Annotated in this window: 14 protein-coding genes, 1 tRNA gene and 1 pseudogene; 10 read left to right on the top strand and 6 right to left on the bottom strand. The window is 65.7% G+C overall.

Annotated elements, in window-relative coordinates:
• Positions 1-70: 70 nt before the first annotated feature.
• Entirely contained in the window at positions 71-1,057 is a 987-nt protein-coding gene (gene denD, locus AB4Z10_RS22070; protein ID WP_441472543.1) for a D-erythronate dehydrogenase, read from the top strand.
• Positions 1,058-1,096: 39 nt separating this feature from the next.
• Positions 1,097-2,080, top strand: coding sequence for a D-erythronate dehydrogenase (gene denD / locus AB4Z10_RS22075; protein ID WP_441472544.1), 984 nt, complete (start codon positions 1,097-1,099; stop codon positions 2,078-2,080).
• Positions 2,081-2,206: 126 nt separating this feature from the next.
• Here denD (AB4Z10_RS22075) and AB4Z10_RS22080 read toward each other — a convergent pair whose 3' ends face one another.
• From AB4Z10_RS22080 to rplU, 3 genes are all read right to left on the bottom strand, one after another.
• Positions 2,207-2,899 carry a GNAT family N-acetyltransferase gene (locus AB4Z10_RS22080; RefSeq protein WP_441472545.1) on the bottom strand — a complete coding sequence of 231 codons (693 nt, stop codon included), beginning with the start codon at positions 2,897-2,899 and terminating at the stop codon, positions 2,207-2,209.
• Positions 2,900-3,050: 151 nt separating this feature from the next.
• Positions 3,051-3,317 carry a 50S ribosomal protein L27 gene (rpmA, locus tag AB4Z10_RS22085; RefSeq protein WP_038363769.1) on the bottom strand — a complete coding sequence of 89 codons (267 nt, stop codon included), beginning with the start codon at positions 3,315-3,317 and terminating at the stop codon, positions 3,051-3,053.
• Between the two features lie 168 nt (positions 3,318-3,485).
• The gene (gene rplU / locus AB4Z10_RS22090; RefSeq protein WP_441472546.1) at positions 3,486-3,980 is read right to left on the bottom strand and encodes a 50S ribosomal protein L21; all 495 of its coding nucleotides are present in this window, start codon (positions 3,978-3,980) and stop codon (positions 3,486-3,488) included.
• Between the two features lie 296 nt (positions 3,981-4,276).
• Here rplU and AB4Z10_RS22095 point away from each other — a divergent pair.
• Positions 4,277-4,366 (top strand) — tRNA-Ser (locus tag AB4Z10_RS22095).
• A gap of 15 nt (positions 4,367-4,381) precedes the next feature.
• Positions 4,382-4,579, top strand: a pseudogene (locus AB4Z10_RS22100) (DUF6538 domain-containing protein); the annotation flags it as partial.
• A 192-nt stretch (positions 4,580-4,771) separates the two neighbouring features.
• Here AB4Z10_RS22100 and AB4Z10_RS22105 read toward each other — a convergent pair.
• The 3 genes from AB4Z10_RS22105 to AB4Z10_RS22115 form a co-directional block, all read right to left on the bottom strand.
• The gene (locus tag AB4Z10_RS22105) at positions 4,772-5,116 is read right to left on the bottom strand and encodes a Dabb family protein (protein WP_441472547.1); all 345 of its coding nucleotides are present in this window, start codon (positions 5,114-5,116) and stop codon (positions 4,772-4,774) included.
• A 6-nt stretch (positions 5,117-5,122) separates the two neighbouring features.
• Positions 5,123-5,896, bottom strand: coding sequence for a ferredoxin--NADP reductase (locus AB4Z10_RS22110; RefSeq protein ID WP_441472548.1), 774 nt, complete (start codon positions 5,894-5,896; stop codon positions 5,123-5,125).
• 349 nt (positions 5,897-6,245) lie between these two features.
• Positions 6,246-6,488, bottom strand: a complete 243-nt coding sequence (locus AB4Z10_RS22115; RefSeq protein WP_441472549.1) for a hypothetical protein — start codon at positions 6,486-6,488, stop codon at positions 6,246-6,248.
• Between the two features lie 272 nt (positions 6,489-6,760).
• Here AB4Z10_RS22115 and AB4Z10_RS22120 point away from each other — a divergent pair, with 272 nt between their 5' ends.
• From AB4Z10_RS22120 to AB4Z10_RS22145, 6 genes are all read left to right on the top strand, one after another.
• Positions 6,761-9,112 carry a xanthine dehydrogenase family protein molybdopterin-binding subunit gene (locus AB4Z10_RS22120; protein ID WP_441472550.1) on the top strand — a complete coding sequence of 784 codons (2,352 nt, stop codon included), beginning with the start codon at positions 6,761-6,763 and terminating at the stop codon, positions 9,110-9,112.
• 57 nt (positions 9,113-9,169) lie between these two features.
• Complete coding sequence (ald, locus tag AB4Z10_RS22125; RefSeq protein WP_441472551.1) at positions 9,170-10,285, top strand: alanine dehydrogenase; 1,116 nt, start codon at positions 9,170-9,172, stop codon at positions 10,283-10,285.
• Positions 10,286-10,543: 258 nt separating this feature from the next.
• On the top strand, positions 10,544-10,837 hold the full coding sequence (locus AB4Z10_RS22130) for a XapX domain-containing protein (protein WP_441472552.1): 294 nt from the start codon (positions 10,544-10,546) through the stop codon (positions 10,835-10,837).
• Positions 10,837-12,813 (top strand): amidohydrolase, encoded by a 1,977-nt coding sequence (locus AB4Z10_RS22135; RefSeq protein WP_441472553.1) that lies wholly within the window; start codon positions 10,837-10,839, stop codon positions 12,811-12,813. The genes AB4Z10_RS22130 and AB4Z10_RS22135 overlap by 1 nt, the downstream gene beginning before the upstream one ends.
• Position 12,814: 1 nt before the next feature.
• Complete coding sequence (locus tag AB4Z10_RS22140; RefSeq protein WP_441472554.1) at positions 12,815-13,237, top strand: DoxX family protein; 423 nt, start codon at positions 12,815-12,817, stop codon at positions 13,235-13,237.
• On the top strand, positions 13,234-14,865 hold the full coding sequence (locus AB4Z10_RS22145; RefSeq protein WP_441472555.1) for an MFS transporter: 1,632 nt from the start codon (positions 13,234-13,236) through the stop codon (positions 14,863-14,865). Before AB4Z10_RS22140 ends, AB4Z10_RS22145 begins: the two co-directional genes overlap by 4 nt.
• Positions 14,866-14,870: the final 5 nt, after the last annotated feature.

Genomic DNA, 14,870 nt, shown 5'->3' on the forward strand with positions numbered 1-14,870 from the left:
CCTCCGCCCGCCACCGTTCCAGAGGTTGCGGCAAACAGCGACCCGGCACGAGAACGGATAGGGAGAGCCCATGCATGTCCTGATCACGGGCGCGGCCGGCATGGTCGGCCGCAAGCTCGCGGAACGCCTGGCGCGCGAGGGAAGCTGTGCCGGCAAAGCGATCAGCAAGCTCACTCTTTCAGATGTCATGCCAGCTTCCTTGCCGGCAGAACTCGCGGACCGGTTGACGATCCGCGTCGAGGATTCCGGCGATGCGGGCGTGGCGAAGCAACTCGCCGCGCTGCGTCCGGATCTGATCTTCCATCTCGCCGCGATCATCTCCGGCGAAGCCGAGCGCGATTTCGACAAGGGCTACCGCGTCAATCTCGACGGCATGCACAACCTGCTGGAGGCGATCCGGCACGAGGGCGGCGCGGCTTACGTGCCGAAACTCGTCTTCACCAGCTCGAGCGGCATTTTCGGTGCGCCGTTCCCGCCCGCGATCTCGGACGAATTCCACGTCACGCCGCTGACCAGCTACGGCACGCAAAAGGCGATCGGCGAATTGCTGCTGGCCGATTACACGCGGCGCGGCTTCGTCGACGGCGTCGGCATCCGCTTTCCCTCGATCGCGGTCCGGCCCGGCAAGCCGAACGCCTCGGCCGGCGGCTTCTTCTCCGGCATCATTCGCGAGCCGCTGCAGGGGCTGGAGGCGATGCTGCCGGTCGGCGACGAGGTGCTCTTCACCCATGCCAGCCCGCGCTCGGCCGTCGGTTTCCTGATCCATGCCGCGGGGCTCACGCGCGAGGCGCTGGGGCCGCGCGTCAACCTGACCATGCCGGGCGTCTGCGTCACCGTCGGCGAGCAGATCGAGGCGCTCGGGCGCATCGCCGGCGACAAGGCGGTGAAGCTGATCCGGCGCGCGCCGGACGAGGCCTCTTCCGCCATCGTCGCGGGCTGGCCGACACGGTTCGACGCAAAGCGCGCGCTGGCGCTGGGCTTCACGGCCGAACGCGATTTCGACGAGATCATCCGCGTCCATATCGAGGACGATCTCGGCGGCTATCTTCCGAACTGACGACGCGAAACTTCAGACCAAACCTTCAGGACAGAACCGATGCATATTCTCGTTCTCGGCGGCGCCGGCATGGTCGGGCGCAAATTCATCGAGCGGCTGGCGCGCGACGGGGCGCTCGGCGGCAAGCCGGTGACGCGCGTGACCGCGCAGGATGTGGTCGTTGCCTCGGCTCCGCCGGCCGCGCCCTTCGATTTCGAGGCAGTGATCTCCGATCTCTCGATCGAGGGCGAGGCCGAGAACCTGATCGCGACGCGGCCTGAACTGATCGTCCATCTCGCCGCGATCGTCTCCGGCGAGGCCGAGGCCGATTTCGACAAGGGCTATCGCATCAATCTCGATGGCACGCGCTATCTTTTCGAGGCCATCCGCAAGGTCGGCGGCGGCTACAAGCCGCGCGTGGTCTTCACCTCTTCGATCGCGGTGTTCGGAGCGCCGTTCCATGACAAGATCGAGGACGAGTTCTTCACCACGCCGCTGACCAGCTACGGCACGCAGAAGGCGATCGGCGAACTGCTGCTGTGCGACTATTCGCGGCGCGGTTTCTTCGACGGCGTCGGCATTCGCCTGCCGACGATCTGCGTGCGCCCCGGCAAGCCCAACAAGGCGGCCTCGGGCTTCTTCTCCAACATCATCCGCGAGCCGCTGAACGGCGAGGAGGCGGTGCTGCCGGTCTCCGATCAGGTGCGCCACTGGCACGCCTCGCCGCGTTCGGCGGTCGGCTTCCTGATCCATGCGGCGACGATGGACACCGCCGCGATCGGTCCGCGCCGGGTGCTGACCATGCCGGGCTATTCCTGCACGGTCGCGGAACAGATCGAGGCGCTGCGCAAGGTCGCCGGCGAGAACGTGGTGAAGCGGATCAAGCGGGTGCCGGATCCGGTGATCGACGGGATCGTCGCCGGCTGGCCGCGCAACTTCAACCCGCAGCGGGCGCTGGCGCTCGGCTTCACGGCGGAGTCGAGCTTCGAGGAGATCATCCGCGTCCATATCGACGACGAACTTCACGGCACCTTCGTGAAGTGAGGCGCGGCTGACGTTCCCGTCATTGCGGGCGTAACGAAGCAATCCAAGGAGACTGGGCTGAACCGCCCAGCTTTGAGGCCCCTGGATTGCTTCGTTGCTTCGCTCGCAAAGACGCGTCGTCGTCCTTCAAGCCGGGCAGGGCTCGGCCTGCTCCTGCTGACGGCGCGGGAGCATCCCGAGCGCCGGCGAGCGCGCCGGCTCCTCCCCTGGCTCCTGCTCGGGCGCATGGGCCCAGCCGCTGGCGCTCCAGCTCTTCAGCGCCGCCCAGGTCGAGCGGTCGAGCCGGAACTGTTCGCAAGGGAACAGCCCGCCACGCGCCGGCAGCGACTTCAGGAAAGAGCCCTCGGCCCGGAAGCCGGACTTCTCCAGAACACGCCGCGAGGCCGGGTTGATGACGCGGGTATCGGCTTCGATCGCCGGCAGGTCGACCAGCGAGAACAGGGTGTCGATCAGCCCCTGCACCGCCTCGGTCGTGTAGCCCTTGCCCCAGTGCGGCGTGCCCAGCCAGTAGCCGATGAAGGGTGTGCCCGAAGCCTGCTTATGGGCTCCGATCATGCCGATCAGCTCGTTCGGCTTGGAACGTGGGGTGATCGCCAGAACGAGGTGATCGCCCAGCGCATTGCCCTTGCGCATCGCGAAGATGAAGGGCTCGACCGCCTCGGGCGGGTAGGGGTGTGGAATCGATGCCGTCATCTCGGCCACGGCCTTCTCGCCGGCCTGGCGAAGGATAGCCGCAGCATCGGCCATGCGGGGCCAACGCAGCCAGAGACGCCGGGTCTCGAGCCGGAAGACATCGTCGCGGGTCAGTTCGGGGAACATCGGTCTCTCCGTCGGCGCAAACGAAAAAAGGGAGCTGGGACTTTGGTCCCATCTCCCCTTCGCTGACCTTCGGGAAACCCTATTCGGGCCCTGCCCTTGATCCGTTCGGTTCGATGGAACCGGCGGATCGAGGAAATTCCCTATCCGCCTTTTACTCTGCGGCCTCTTGGGCCGGCACTACGTTCACGAAAGCTCGGCCGAGTTTCGTCGTGAATCGGACGCGGCCATTCGTCGTCGCAAAGAGGGTATGGTCTTTGCCCATGCCAACGTTCGCGCCGGCATGCCACTTCGTGCCGCGCTGACGAATAATGATGTTGCCGGCAACGACGGCCTGATCGCCGAAGCGCTTCACGCCTAGTCGCTTGCTTTCGGAATCGCGGCCGTTACGCGACGAGCCGCCTGCCTTTTTGTGAGCCATAACGCCCTACCTCAAAACTTGTGCTGTCTCTCTAACCCGAATCGAGGGCAAAGGCCACCCGTCTCGGATACGAAATGCCGGAGCACCATTCTGTCAGGAGCGACAGGTCGAGGCCGAAGCCTCGGCGATGGTGATCCGGCGCGGATATCGACGCCGGGAAACCCGACTTCAGGCCTCGGACGAAGCCTCGTCCTTCGCCTTCTTGGCAGGGGCCTTCTTAGCCGCGGCCTTCTTCGGCTGCTCGGCTTCCTCGCCGGCCTCGGCCTTGGCGGCCTTCGGAGCGGCCTTGGCCTTGGCGGCAGCCGGCGCAGCGGCGGAAACATCGCCCTTCTTCATCTCCGGCTGCTTGCCGCCGGTGAGGATGTCGGTGATGCGGATGACGGTCAGCTCGGCGCGGAAGCCGCGCTTGCGCTTCGAATTCTGGCGGCGACGCTTCTTGAAGGCGATGACCTTCTCGCCACGGGCCTGCTCGACGATCTCACCGGCGACGGTGATCTCGGAAAGGGCCTTGGTGTCGAGCGTGGTCTTCTCACCTTCGGTGAGCATCAGCACGGAGCCGAAGGCGACGGTGTCGCCCGGGTTGCCCTCGATCTTGGCAACGGTGATCTTGTCGTTGGCGGCGACGCGGAACTGCTTCCCGCCGGTCTTGATGACTGCGAACATTTTGTCCTCCATGTTCGGCCCCGCCCTGTCATGGCCTCCGGAATGGACGCGCATGCGGGACGGCTTTTTGGCAGTCGATTGCGTGGTCAGGTTTGCTCTTGCCGGCTTGCGACGCATCACGCAGGCCAAAAGAGATCAGGCGCGGGTTTCCCCACGCCGGACGGTGCTCGATAGTCGCATGGCCGGGAGAGGTCAAGCGAAAGCGGCTGTGAAGAGTGGAATTCTCCTGTTCGGGAGGCTTGCCCCTCGGGCACGGCTTGTGTAACAAGCGCCTCGCTTCGACCGAAGGCGACCGCGGACAGGTGGCAGAGTGGTTGAATGCACCGCACTCGAAATGCGGCATACCTGCAAGGGTATCGGGGGTTCAAATCCCTCCCTGTCCGCCATCATCTCGCCAAGGAATTGATTTTCCAGAGAGACAAGGCAAATCAAGAACTTGCGGCCGCCCGGCTGGTGCGCAGAGGCGCAATGGCCCTGATAATGACGCGCTTCGGAAGCATCGGAGCAGCGGCATCTACTGGCTCCACAGGCACGTCCCGGACGATCTCCGATGCCTCATCGGCAAGCGCGAGGCGAAGCAGAGCCTGGGGATGCGCGATCCGGCGGAGGCGCCGAGTTGGCTGCTGGCGCGGGAGGCGCGCAATCCGCCTTTCGCGCTATCTGTCTTTTCAAAAGGATCTGCGCACGCGCCGCTTTCCGGGGGCAGAGCGCGTTTTTGGCGATGTTTCCAAAAACGAGTTCGCCGGCGGAGGCGGAGCGGTCCGCTCCCAGGGGCAATCGGCCTGCGCCGATCAACGCGAAGGGCTGTCGGTCGACGGTTTGGCGGCGATCACGGGTTCAGTCGTCGCCTCCGAGATCACGTAATCCGCGGCAAGCCTCAACTCTCGCAGGGGCCGAACCCGCCTTATGGCTTCGGCATAGAGCTCATGGGCCTTGTACGCTGCCAGAGCAGCGTGATTCTCGAATTCTCCGTAGACGACGATATCGACTTCGGAGCTGAGCGGGTCCGACTTCCGATTTTCGGCAATCTCAAGCCTTAGAGCATGGGGTATGCCTGTCAGGATCGACAGGCCCCTGCGTATCGTTTCGATATTGTCCGCTGTCTTGGCGCTGAAAAACACGATGTGTCGGATCATACGGGGCTACTTTTCGACAAAAGCCTTTTCAATCACGTAGTCGCCGGGTTCCCCGTGGTTGCCCTCTCGCAGCCCGCGCGCGGCGAAAATTGATTTGAGGTCGGCCAGCAACTGCGGTGAACCGCATAGCATGAATCGATCACTGCGTGGGTCGAGGCCGGGCTGGCCGATATCAGAGAAGAGCTGGCCGGAGGTCAGCAAATCGGTAATGCGGCCGCGATTGCGAAACGGTTCGCGAGTCACCGTCGGATAATAGACGAGCTGCTTGCGGATCATTTCGCCGAGGAACTCGTCCTGTGGCAGCTGGCTCTGTATCCGCTCGCCATAGGCCAGTTCCGCGACCTGCCGGCAACCATGCACGAGGACGACGCTCTGAAAGCGCTCATAAGTCTCGGGGTCGCGGATCAGCGAGAGGAAAGGCGCCAGTCCGGTGCCGGTGCCAAGCAGGAAAAGGCGTTTCCCGTCGCTGAGATTGTCGAGGACGAGCGTGCCGGTCGCCTTTTTGCCGACGACGATCGGATCGCCAACTTTGAGGTTCTGGAGTTGCGATGTCAGAGGCCCGTCCGGCACCTTGATCGAGAAGAATTCCAGGCACTCGTCATAGTTGGTGCTCGCGACACTATACGCCCGCAGCAACGGCTTCTCGTTGATCTTAAGTCCGATCATCGTGAATTGGCCGTTCTTGAAGCGGAATGACGCATCGCGCGTCGTCGTGAAGCTAAACAGCGTATCGGTCCAATGATGAACGCTGAGAACCTGCTCCTCGTAGAAATTGCTCATCGGACCGGTTTTTCCTTGGCAAAATTCTTATCTTGTTCGGCTTATCGGCGCGGTTGATAAGCAGGTTTTGCCATCAGAATCAACGGGGGCAATTTCATTCTATTAAACTCCTATTTGACGCGGGTCATTATTTCCAAAATCGCTTGAGTATAGAATTTTGCTTGCGCATCATGGCTGCCGAAACCACGCTTGATGCGTAGGCGATCGCTTCGGTTGCCCAGCGAAAAGGTGCCGCTCCGCCAACTGAGCTTTCGAGACGTGGGCGCGATCACGGCCGGCATGGCGCGCCGCGCGGTCGATCGCGGAGAGGACCGGGCAGGAATCCGGCCCGAGCTCAGAGCGCGCAGCATTATCCGCGCTTGGATGCATCTCGTCGCGTGATCTCGCGGGCAACCTCAAGCCAGAGTTCTGTAGCCTGCTTGTCGCCGCGCTGCCGGGCCAGCAGGGCAATTTGCTGCGCAGCCTCAAATGCAGACGAACCCGCCCGTTTGATGAGTGCGGCGGCTTCACGCCTGGCCAGCCTTCGCCGTGCAAGTCGCCCTTCAACCAGTGCTTCCGCCCAATCAAGGCAGCCATCCAAGAAGTTGAACATCGCAGACCGGCGTTGGGAGTTCGCACCGCATTTGGTTCCGTCGCCGCCGTTCCCGCAAGGGCAAAGCTCGGTGCGGCTTTCGGCCGAGCTATCCGACACGGTCAATGGAGCTATGTCGCAGCCTCAGGCGCCAATTCGCTCTGGCACGCCTATGGTTGTCGGCAGCGGGGTACGCCGCTCGCAACGAGGCGGCGCCCGCGCGAGGTCGAAGGCAATGGCAGCTGTCTGCCGGAGTCATCGCCTCGATTTCTTTTCGACTGTGGTGCCTCGCGATGAACATGCATGTTTCTCAGGCCGATTGCTCGACCGATCGCGTTGGAATTGGCCAGCCGGTCCCGCGCAACGAGGATGCGATCCTCGTACGCGGCGAAGGGCGCTACACCGACGATCTTTCGCTGGAAGGACAGCTTTACGCGGCCTTCGTCCGCAGCCCGCATGCCCACGGCGTCATTCGGGGCATCGACACCATCGCTGCGAAAGCGATGAAGGGCGTCGTCGCGATCTACACGGCGGGTGACCTCGAGGGGCAGAACTACGGTTCGCTGAAATGTCAGGTCGACCTGCCGAACCGTGACGGGACCGCGATGAGGAAGCCGGTCCGAAAGGCGCTCGCGGCGGACAAGGTGCGCTTCGTCGGCGACCCCGTCGCGATGGTTGTCGCCCGCACGGCGCTGCAGGCGCGCGACGCCGCCGAGGCCGTGTCGCTCGATATCGACATCTTGCCCGCGGTCACCTCGGTGGAGGCGGCGCTTGCTCCCGACGCGCCGCAGCTGTTCGACGACGTACCCGGCAACCTCATCCTCGACTATCATTTCGGCGACGCCGAGAAGGTCGCCGCGGCCTTTGCCGGGGCCGCGCAGGTCACCAAGGTGCGGATCGTCAACAACCGCATCATCGTGAACCCGATCGAGCCGCGCGCCGCGATCGGGATCTATGATGGCAAAGCGAAGCGCTACACGCTCCATGCCCCGAGCCAGGGCGCTTTCGGCATGCGCAACAATCTCGCGGCGGCGATGGGCGTGCCGCAGGAGCGGATGAGGCTTGTCACCGGCCATGTCGGCGGCTCATTCGGCATGAAGTCGGCCGTGTTTCCGGAATACGTCGTGCTGCTGCATGCGGCGCGGCTGCTGAAGAAGCCGGTGAAATGGGCCGACCAGCGGTCCGAAAGCTTCGTTTCCGACCATCACGGCCGCGACATGGTCTTCGAGGCCGAGCTCGCCCTCGATGCGCGCGGGCGGTTCCTGGCGACGCGCTTCACCGGTACCGGCAACATGGGCGGTTATCTCTCGCCCCCCGGCCCGATGATGGCCACGCTGAACATCGGCAAGAACAGCGTCGGCATGTACCGCACGCCGCTGGTGGAGGTGCAGACGCGGTGTGCCGTCACCAATACCGTGCCGATCGCGGCCTATCGCGGCGCCGGACGCCCCGAGGGCAACTACTTCATGGAGCGGCTGATCGACACCGCCGCCGGGGAGATGGGGATCGACAGGGCGGTTCTCAGGCAGCGCAATCTGATCGGGCCCCGGCAATTGCCCTGGAAGACCCCGATCGGGACTGTCTACGACAGTGGCGACTTCCCGGCTCTCTTCGCCCGGGCGCTGGAGGCGGCCGACTGGAAGGGCTACCGGGCGCGCGAGCGTGCCAGCCGCAAGGCCGGCAAGCTGCGCGGCCGCGGGATCGGCTGCTACCTCGAGGTCACTGCCCCTCCTAGCAACGAGATGGGTGGCATCCATTTCGAGCCGGACGGAACGGTCACCATCGTCACCGGGACGCTCGACTATGGGCAGGGACACTGGACGCCCTTCGCCCAGGTCCTGACGAGCCAGCTCGGCGTGCCGTTCGATAAGATCCGCCTCATGCAAGGAGACAGCGATCGCCTGATCGCGGGCGGCGGTACCGGCGGCTCGAAATCGATCATGGCGAGCGGCTCGGCGATCATCGAGGCGAGCGTGCGCGTGATCGAGAAGGGCAAGCTCCTGACCGCGCACTTCCTGGAAGCGGGTGTCGCCGACATCGAATTCGCCAATGGCCGCTTCAGCATCGCCGGGACCGACCGCTCGATGGGCATCATGGAGCTCGCCGAGAAATTGCAGGCGGGCGCGCCCTTGCCCGAGGACCTGCCGCGGAAGCTGGATGTGGATCACGTCTTCAAGGCGGCGCCCTCGGCCTATCCCAACGGCTGCCACATCGCCGAGGTCGAGATCGATCCGGACACCGGGCATGTCGAGATCGCTAGCTATGTTATGGTCAACGACTTCGGGGTTCTGGTGAATCCGATGATCGTCGAGGGGCAGCTCCATGGCGGGGTCGTGCAGGGCATCGGCCAGGCGATCTGCGAGATGACGTCCTATGACGAAACCGGCCAGCTGATGACCGGCTCCTACATGGATTATGCGATGCCGCGCGCGGCGGACGTACCGTTCTTCTCCTTCATCAGTCAGGGCGTGCCGACCCGAACCAACCCGGTCGGCGCGAAGGGCTGCGGGGAAGCCGGATGCGCCGGCTCCCTGCCTTCGGTGATGAACGCGATCGTCGATGCCCTCTCGCCCCATGGGGTGCGCCATATCGACATGCCGGCGACGCCGCAGACCATCTGGAGAGCCATTCATTCGCGGGCTTAGTCCCGTGCCGGCACCGGCGCGGGATCGCCAAGCTCCAACCATAACGAGGAGGAAGCAATGCGCGTCGGTGTGCCCAAGGAGATCAAGGTTCACGAGTACCGGGTCGGGCTGACCCCGGAGGCCGTACGCGAATACACCGCGGCGGGCCACGAAGTCCTTGTCGAGACGACCGCCGGAGCCGGCATTTCCGCGCCCGACACCGCCTATGAGGCCGTGGGCGCCACGATCGTTGCGAGCGCAGCAGAGGTCTTCGCCAAGGCCGAGCTGATCGTGAAGGTGAAGGAGCCGCAGCCATCAGAGTGGGTGCAGCTCCGCGAGGGGCAAATCCTGTTCACCTACCTGCACCTCGCCCCCGATCCGGAACAGACGGCCGGGCTCCTGAAATCCGGAGTCACGGCGGTCGCCTATGAAACCGTGACCGACAAGGCCGGCGGCCTGCCATTGCTGGCCCCCATGAGCGAAGTGGCAGGTCGGCTATCGATCGAGGCCGCAGGCGCTTGCCTGCAGCGGCATGCCGGTGGCCGCGGCGTACTGATCGGCGGTGTGCCGGGGGTGCTTCCTGCGCGCATTGCCATCATCGGGGGTGGTGTCGTTGGTACTCACGCGGCGCGCATGGCTGCTGGTCTGGGAGCCGATCTGGTGATTCTGGACCGGTCCCTGCCGCGGCTCAGGCAGCTCGACGAGCACTTTGGCGGCAGGGCAAGGACGCGCTTTTCCACGCTCCACGCGATCGAGGAGGAAGTCCTCGCCGCGGATGTCGTCATCGGCGCCGTGCTCATCCCCGGGGCCGCCGCTCCGCGCCTCGTATCGCGCTCGCAGCTCTCCAGGATGAAGCGCGGTGCGGTCCTCGTCGATGTCGCAATCGACCAGGGCGGCTGCTTCGAAACCTCCCATCCGACGACACATGCGGACCCGACCTTCGAAATTGACGGCGTGATCCATTATTGCGTTGCCAACATGCCGGGTGCTGTGCCGCTTACATCGAGCTACGCACTGAACAACGCAACGCTGCCCTTCGGCCTGGCGTTGGCCGCTGGCGGCCTGGATGCGATCCGCAACGATCCGCATCTCGCTGCGGGGCTGAATATCCATCGCGGCCAGATCACCAACGCTCAGGTCGCGGAGAGCCTGCGCCAACCGTACAAACCGGCGCAAGCCGCTCTCGCGATGTGACGATTCCGTTCGAAGCCGCCGTTCACTGACATCGGCAAATCCGGATATGGCGCCTGCGTGAAACCGAGGCCGGTCGCGCTTATCGTGCGCGCTTCCGCGCGCGTTGGCGTAAGCTGAGCCGCCGCCGCGATCGGCAGATCAGACAAGGGATCGTTCAAACCGACAAGACTTGAACGCGCCAGCGTTCCAGCCTGTCCAGACAGAGCGGTTCTCCGAGCGTTGGACGGGCGGCCTCAATTTCCAGGCACGGGTGCGCGCATGAAGATTTATCTGATGTCGCTTGGTGCGGGTCTTCTGGTCGGGGTGATCTACAGCCTGATCAATGTGCGTTCTCCGGCACCGCCGGTGGTGGCGCTGGTCGGGCTGCTCGGCATCCTGATCGGCGAGCAATTGCCACCGCTGCTGCGCGGGTTGTGGACGAAGGCGCCGGCGGCGCAGTCCTGGGAGCATCAGATCAAGCCGCATGTCTTCGGCCATCTGCCCGGCGGCGCCAAGTCCGCGCAGGCGACCACGCCCTCGCAAGCGGTCGCGCCGGAGAAGGAGCGCAGCTGATGCCGACGCGACGCACGGTGCTGGGTGGGCTCGCCCTTCCCGGATTAGCTTCCTCGGCTCTCGCCCAGGGTCAGCCCCAGCCATCCGGAGACAAGCCGATGACCGCCGATCTCATCCTCAGCAATGGCCGCTTCACCACGCTCGATCGCGGCAACCCGACGGCGAGCGCGGTCGCAGTCAAGGACGGCGTCTTCCTGGCGGTTGGCGGGCAGGCCGAGGTGATGGCCCATGCCGGGCCGAACACGAAGGTGATCGACCTGAAGGGCCGCAGCGCGCTGCCGGGCCTGATCGACAACCACCTGCACATCATCCGCGGCGGGCTGAACTTCAACATGGAGCTGCGCTGGGACGGAGTGCGCTCGCTCGCCGATGCGATGAGCATGCTCAAGCGCCAGGTCGCGGTGACGCCGCCGCCGCAATGGGTGCGCGTCGTCGGCGGCTTCACCGAGCACCAGTTCGCCGAGAAGCGCCTGCCGACGATCGAGGAGCTCAACGCCGTCGCGCCGGACACCCCGGTCTTCATCCTGCATCTCTACGACCGGGCGCTGCTCAACGGCGCGGCGCTGCGGGCCGTCGGCTACACCAAGGACACGCCACAGCCGCCGGGCGGCGAGATCACGCGTGACGCCAACGGCAATCCGACCGGGCTGCTGCTCGCACGGCCGAACGCCGCCATCCTCTATGCGACGCTGGCCAAGGGGCCGAAGCTGCCCTTCGACTATCAGGTCAACTCGACCCGCCACTTCATGCGCGAGCTCAACCGGCTCGGCGTCACCGGCGCGATCGATGCCGGCGGCGGCTTCCAGAACTACCCGGACGACTACGCCGTCATCCAGAAGCTCTCGGACGAGAACCAGCTCACCATCCGCCTCGCCTACAACCTGTTCACGCAGAAGCCGAAGCAGGAGAAGGACGACTTCCTCAACTGGACGAAGACCTCGACGTACAAGCAGGGAAACGATTATTTCCGGCACAACGGCGCCGGCGAGATGCTCGTCTTCTCCGCCGCCGATTTCGAGGATTTCCGCGAGCCGCGGCCCGACATGCCGCCGGAGATGGAGGGTGATCTCGAAGGTGTCGTGCGCATCCTCGCCGAGAACCGCTGGCCCTGGCGCCTGCACGCCACCTATGACGAGACGATCTCGCGCGCGTTGGATGTTTTCGAGAAGGTCGACAAAGATATCCCTCTGAAGGGGCTGAACTGGTTCTTCGACCATGCCGAGACGATCTCGGAGCGCTCGATCGACCGCATCGCCGCGCTTGGCGGCGGCGTCGCCGTGCAGCACCGCATGGCCTATCAGGGCGAGTATTTCGTCGAGCGCTACGGCGCGGCTGCGGCCGAGGCGACACCGCCGGTGGCGCGCATGCTGGAGAAGGGCATCAAGACCTCGGCCGGCACCGATGCCACACGCGTCGCCTCCTACAACCCCTGGGTCTCGCTCTCCTGGCTCGTCACCGGCAAGACCGTCGGTGGCCTGCGGATCACGCCGCAGCGCAACTGCCTCGACCGCGAGACCGCGCTGAGGATGTGGACCGAGAACGTCACCTGGTTCTCGAACGAGGAGGGCAAGAAGGGCCGGATCGCAGTCGGCCAGTTCGCCGATCTGATCGTACCCGACCGCGACTTCTTTGCCTGCCCGGAGGACGAGATCTCGCATATCTCGGCCGACCTCACCGTCGTCGGCGGCAAGGTCGTCTATGGCGCCCGCGATTTCGTGAGGCTCGACGAGAGCGCCCCGCCGCCGGCGATGCCGGACTGGTCGCCGGTACGCACCTTCAAGGGCTATGCCGCCTGGGGCGAGCCTGACGGCGCCGGCAAGAACTCGCTGCGCCGGGCGGCCATGACCAACTGCGGCTGCGCCAGTTCCTGCAACGTCCATGGCCACGACCATGCCGGCGCCTGGTCGAGCAAGCTGCCGGTCGGCGACCTCCGCAGCTTCTGGGGCGCGCTCGGCTGTGCCTGCTGGGCGGTATGATATGGCCGGGAGCGACCAATCGGCGGCGGTGCCGCGAACAGGCGTGCTGCGCTGGACAGCGCTGCTGCTGCTCTGCGCCGCCTATATCCAGGGGCCGGTGACCAAGATCCTCGATTTTCCGGGCGCCATCGCCGAGATGGATCATTTCGGCCTGTCCCCGGCGCCGCTCTTCGCCGTCGGCGTGATCGTCTTCGAACTGGCGATGAGCGCGCTCATCCTGGTGGGTCGCTGGCGCGGGCTCGCGGCGCTGGCGCTCGCCGGTTTCACGCTCGCTGCCACCTTCCTCGCCCTGCGCTTCTGGGAGATGCCGGCAGGGCAGGGGCGGATGATGGCGATGAACGGCTTCTTCGAGCATCTCGGGCTGATCGGCGGCTTCATCCTGGTCGCGATCGACGATCGCGCCCGCAAGGGAGTCACGCGATGAGCGTCGCCCCACCCCCGGCTGCGGCTTCCGGCTTCGCGCCGCTGCGCCAGAAAGTCTTCGCCGTGCTCTGGGCGGCGACGATCATCGGCAATATCGGCTCGTTCATGCGCGACGTCGCCAGCGCCTGGCTGGTCACCGACCTCTCCGGCGCGCCGGCGGCGGTGGCGCTGGTGCAGGCGGCGGCGACGCTGCCGATCTTCCTGCTCGCGATCCCGGCGGGCGTGCTCTCCGACATCCTCGACCGCCGCAAGTTCCTGATCGCCATCCAGATCCTGCTCGGCTGCGTCAGCCTCTCGCTCATGCTCCTGGCCGGAACCGGGCAGCTCAGCGTGCCCGCCCTGGTCGGCCTGACCTTCCTCGGCGGCGTCGGCGCGGCGCTAATGGCGCCGACCTGGCAGGCGATCGTGCCCGAGCTCGTCGGCAAGGCCGACCTCAAGAGCGCGGTGGCGCTGAACTCGCTAGGCATCAACATCTCCCGCGCCATCGGCCCGGCGCTGGGCGGGTTGATCCTCGCCGCCTTCGGCGCGGGCTTCACCTATGGCGCGGACGTGCTGAGCTACGTCATCGTCATCGGCGCCCTGATCTGGTGGCGCCGCGCGCCGGGCGCGGACGATGCGCTGAGCGAACGTTTCGCCGGGGCCTTCCGGGCCGGGCTGCGCTATGCCAAGGCGAGCCGGGAACTGCATGTCGTGCTGTTGCGCGCGGCGATCTTCTTCGCCTGCGCCAGCGCGGTCTGGGCGCTGCTGCCGCTGGTCGCGCGCAACCTCCTCGGCGGCGGCGCCGGCTTCTACGGCATCCTGCTCGGCGCGGTCGGCGCCGGGGCGATCGGCGGCGCCATCCTTCTGCCGCGCCTGCGCGCCCGGCTCGATGCCGACGGGCTGCTGCTGTTCTCGGCCGTCCTGACCGCGCTGGTCATGGCGGTGCTGACGCTCTCGCCGCCGCAATGGCTCGCCGTCATGATCCTGCTGCTGCTCGGCGCGGCCTGGATCGTGGCGCTGACGACGCTCAACGGCGTGGCTCAGGCGATCCTGCCGAACTGGGTGCGCGGCCGGGCGCTCGCAGTCTATCTGACCGTGTTCAATGGCGCGATGACCGCCGGCAGCCTGGGCTGGGGCGCGGTGGCGGAAGCGGCCGGCATCCGCGGCACGCTGCTGATCGGCGCGGCCGCGCTGCTGGTCGCCGGCATGGTCATGCACCGGATCAAGCTGCCGGCCGGGGAGGCCGATCTCGCGCCGTCCAACCATTGGCCGGAGCCGCTCACCGCCGCCACGGTCGAAAACGATCGCGGCCCCGTGCTGATCCTGATCGAGTACCGCGTGCCGGCGGCCGACCGTGAAGCCTTCCTGCGCGCGATCAACGCGCTGTCGGCCGAGCGGCGGCGTGACGGCGCCTATGGCTGGGGCATCACCGAGGACACCGCCGATCCCGACAAGCTGGTCGAGTGGTTCATGGTCTCGTCCTGGGCCGAGCATCTGCGCCAGCATCGCCGCGTCTCGAAGGCCGATGCCGATCTGCAGAAGGAGGTCGCGCGCTTCCATGCGGGTGAGGGCGGCCCAGTCGTGCGACACTTCCTGCACGTCGACCCGCCGCCGAGGCCGGTGAAGCATCGAGGGGAAACAGAGCCATGAGAGAT

Source organism: Allobosea sp. RAF48, from assembly GCF_052114025.1.
Classification (GTDB): domain Bacteria; phylum Pseudomonadota; class Alphaproteobacteria; order Rhizobiales; family Beijerinckiaceae; genus Allobosea.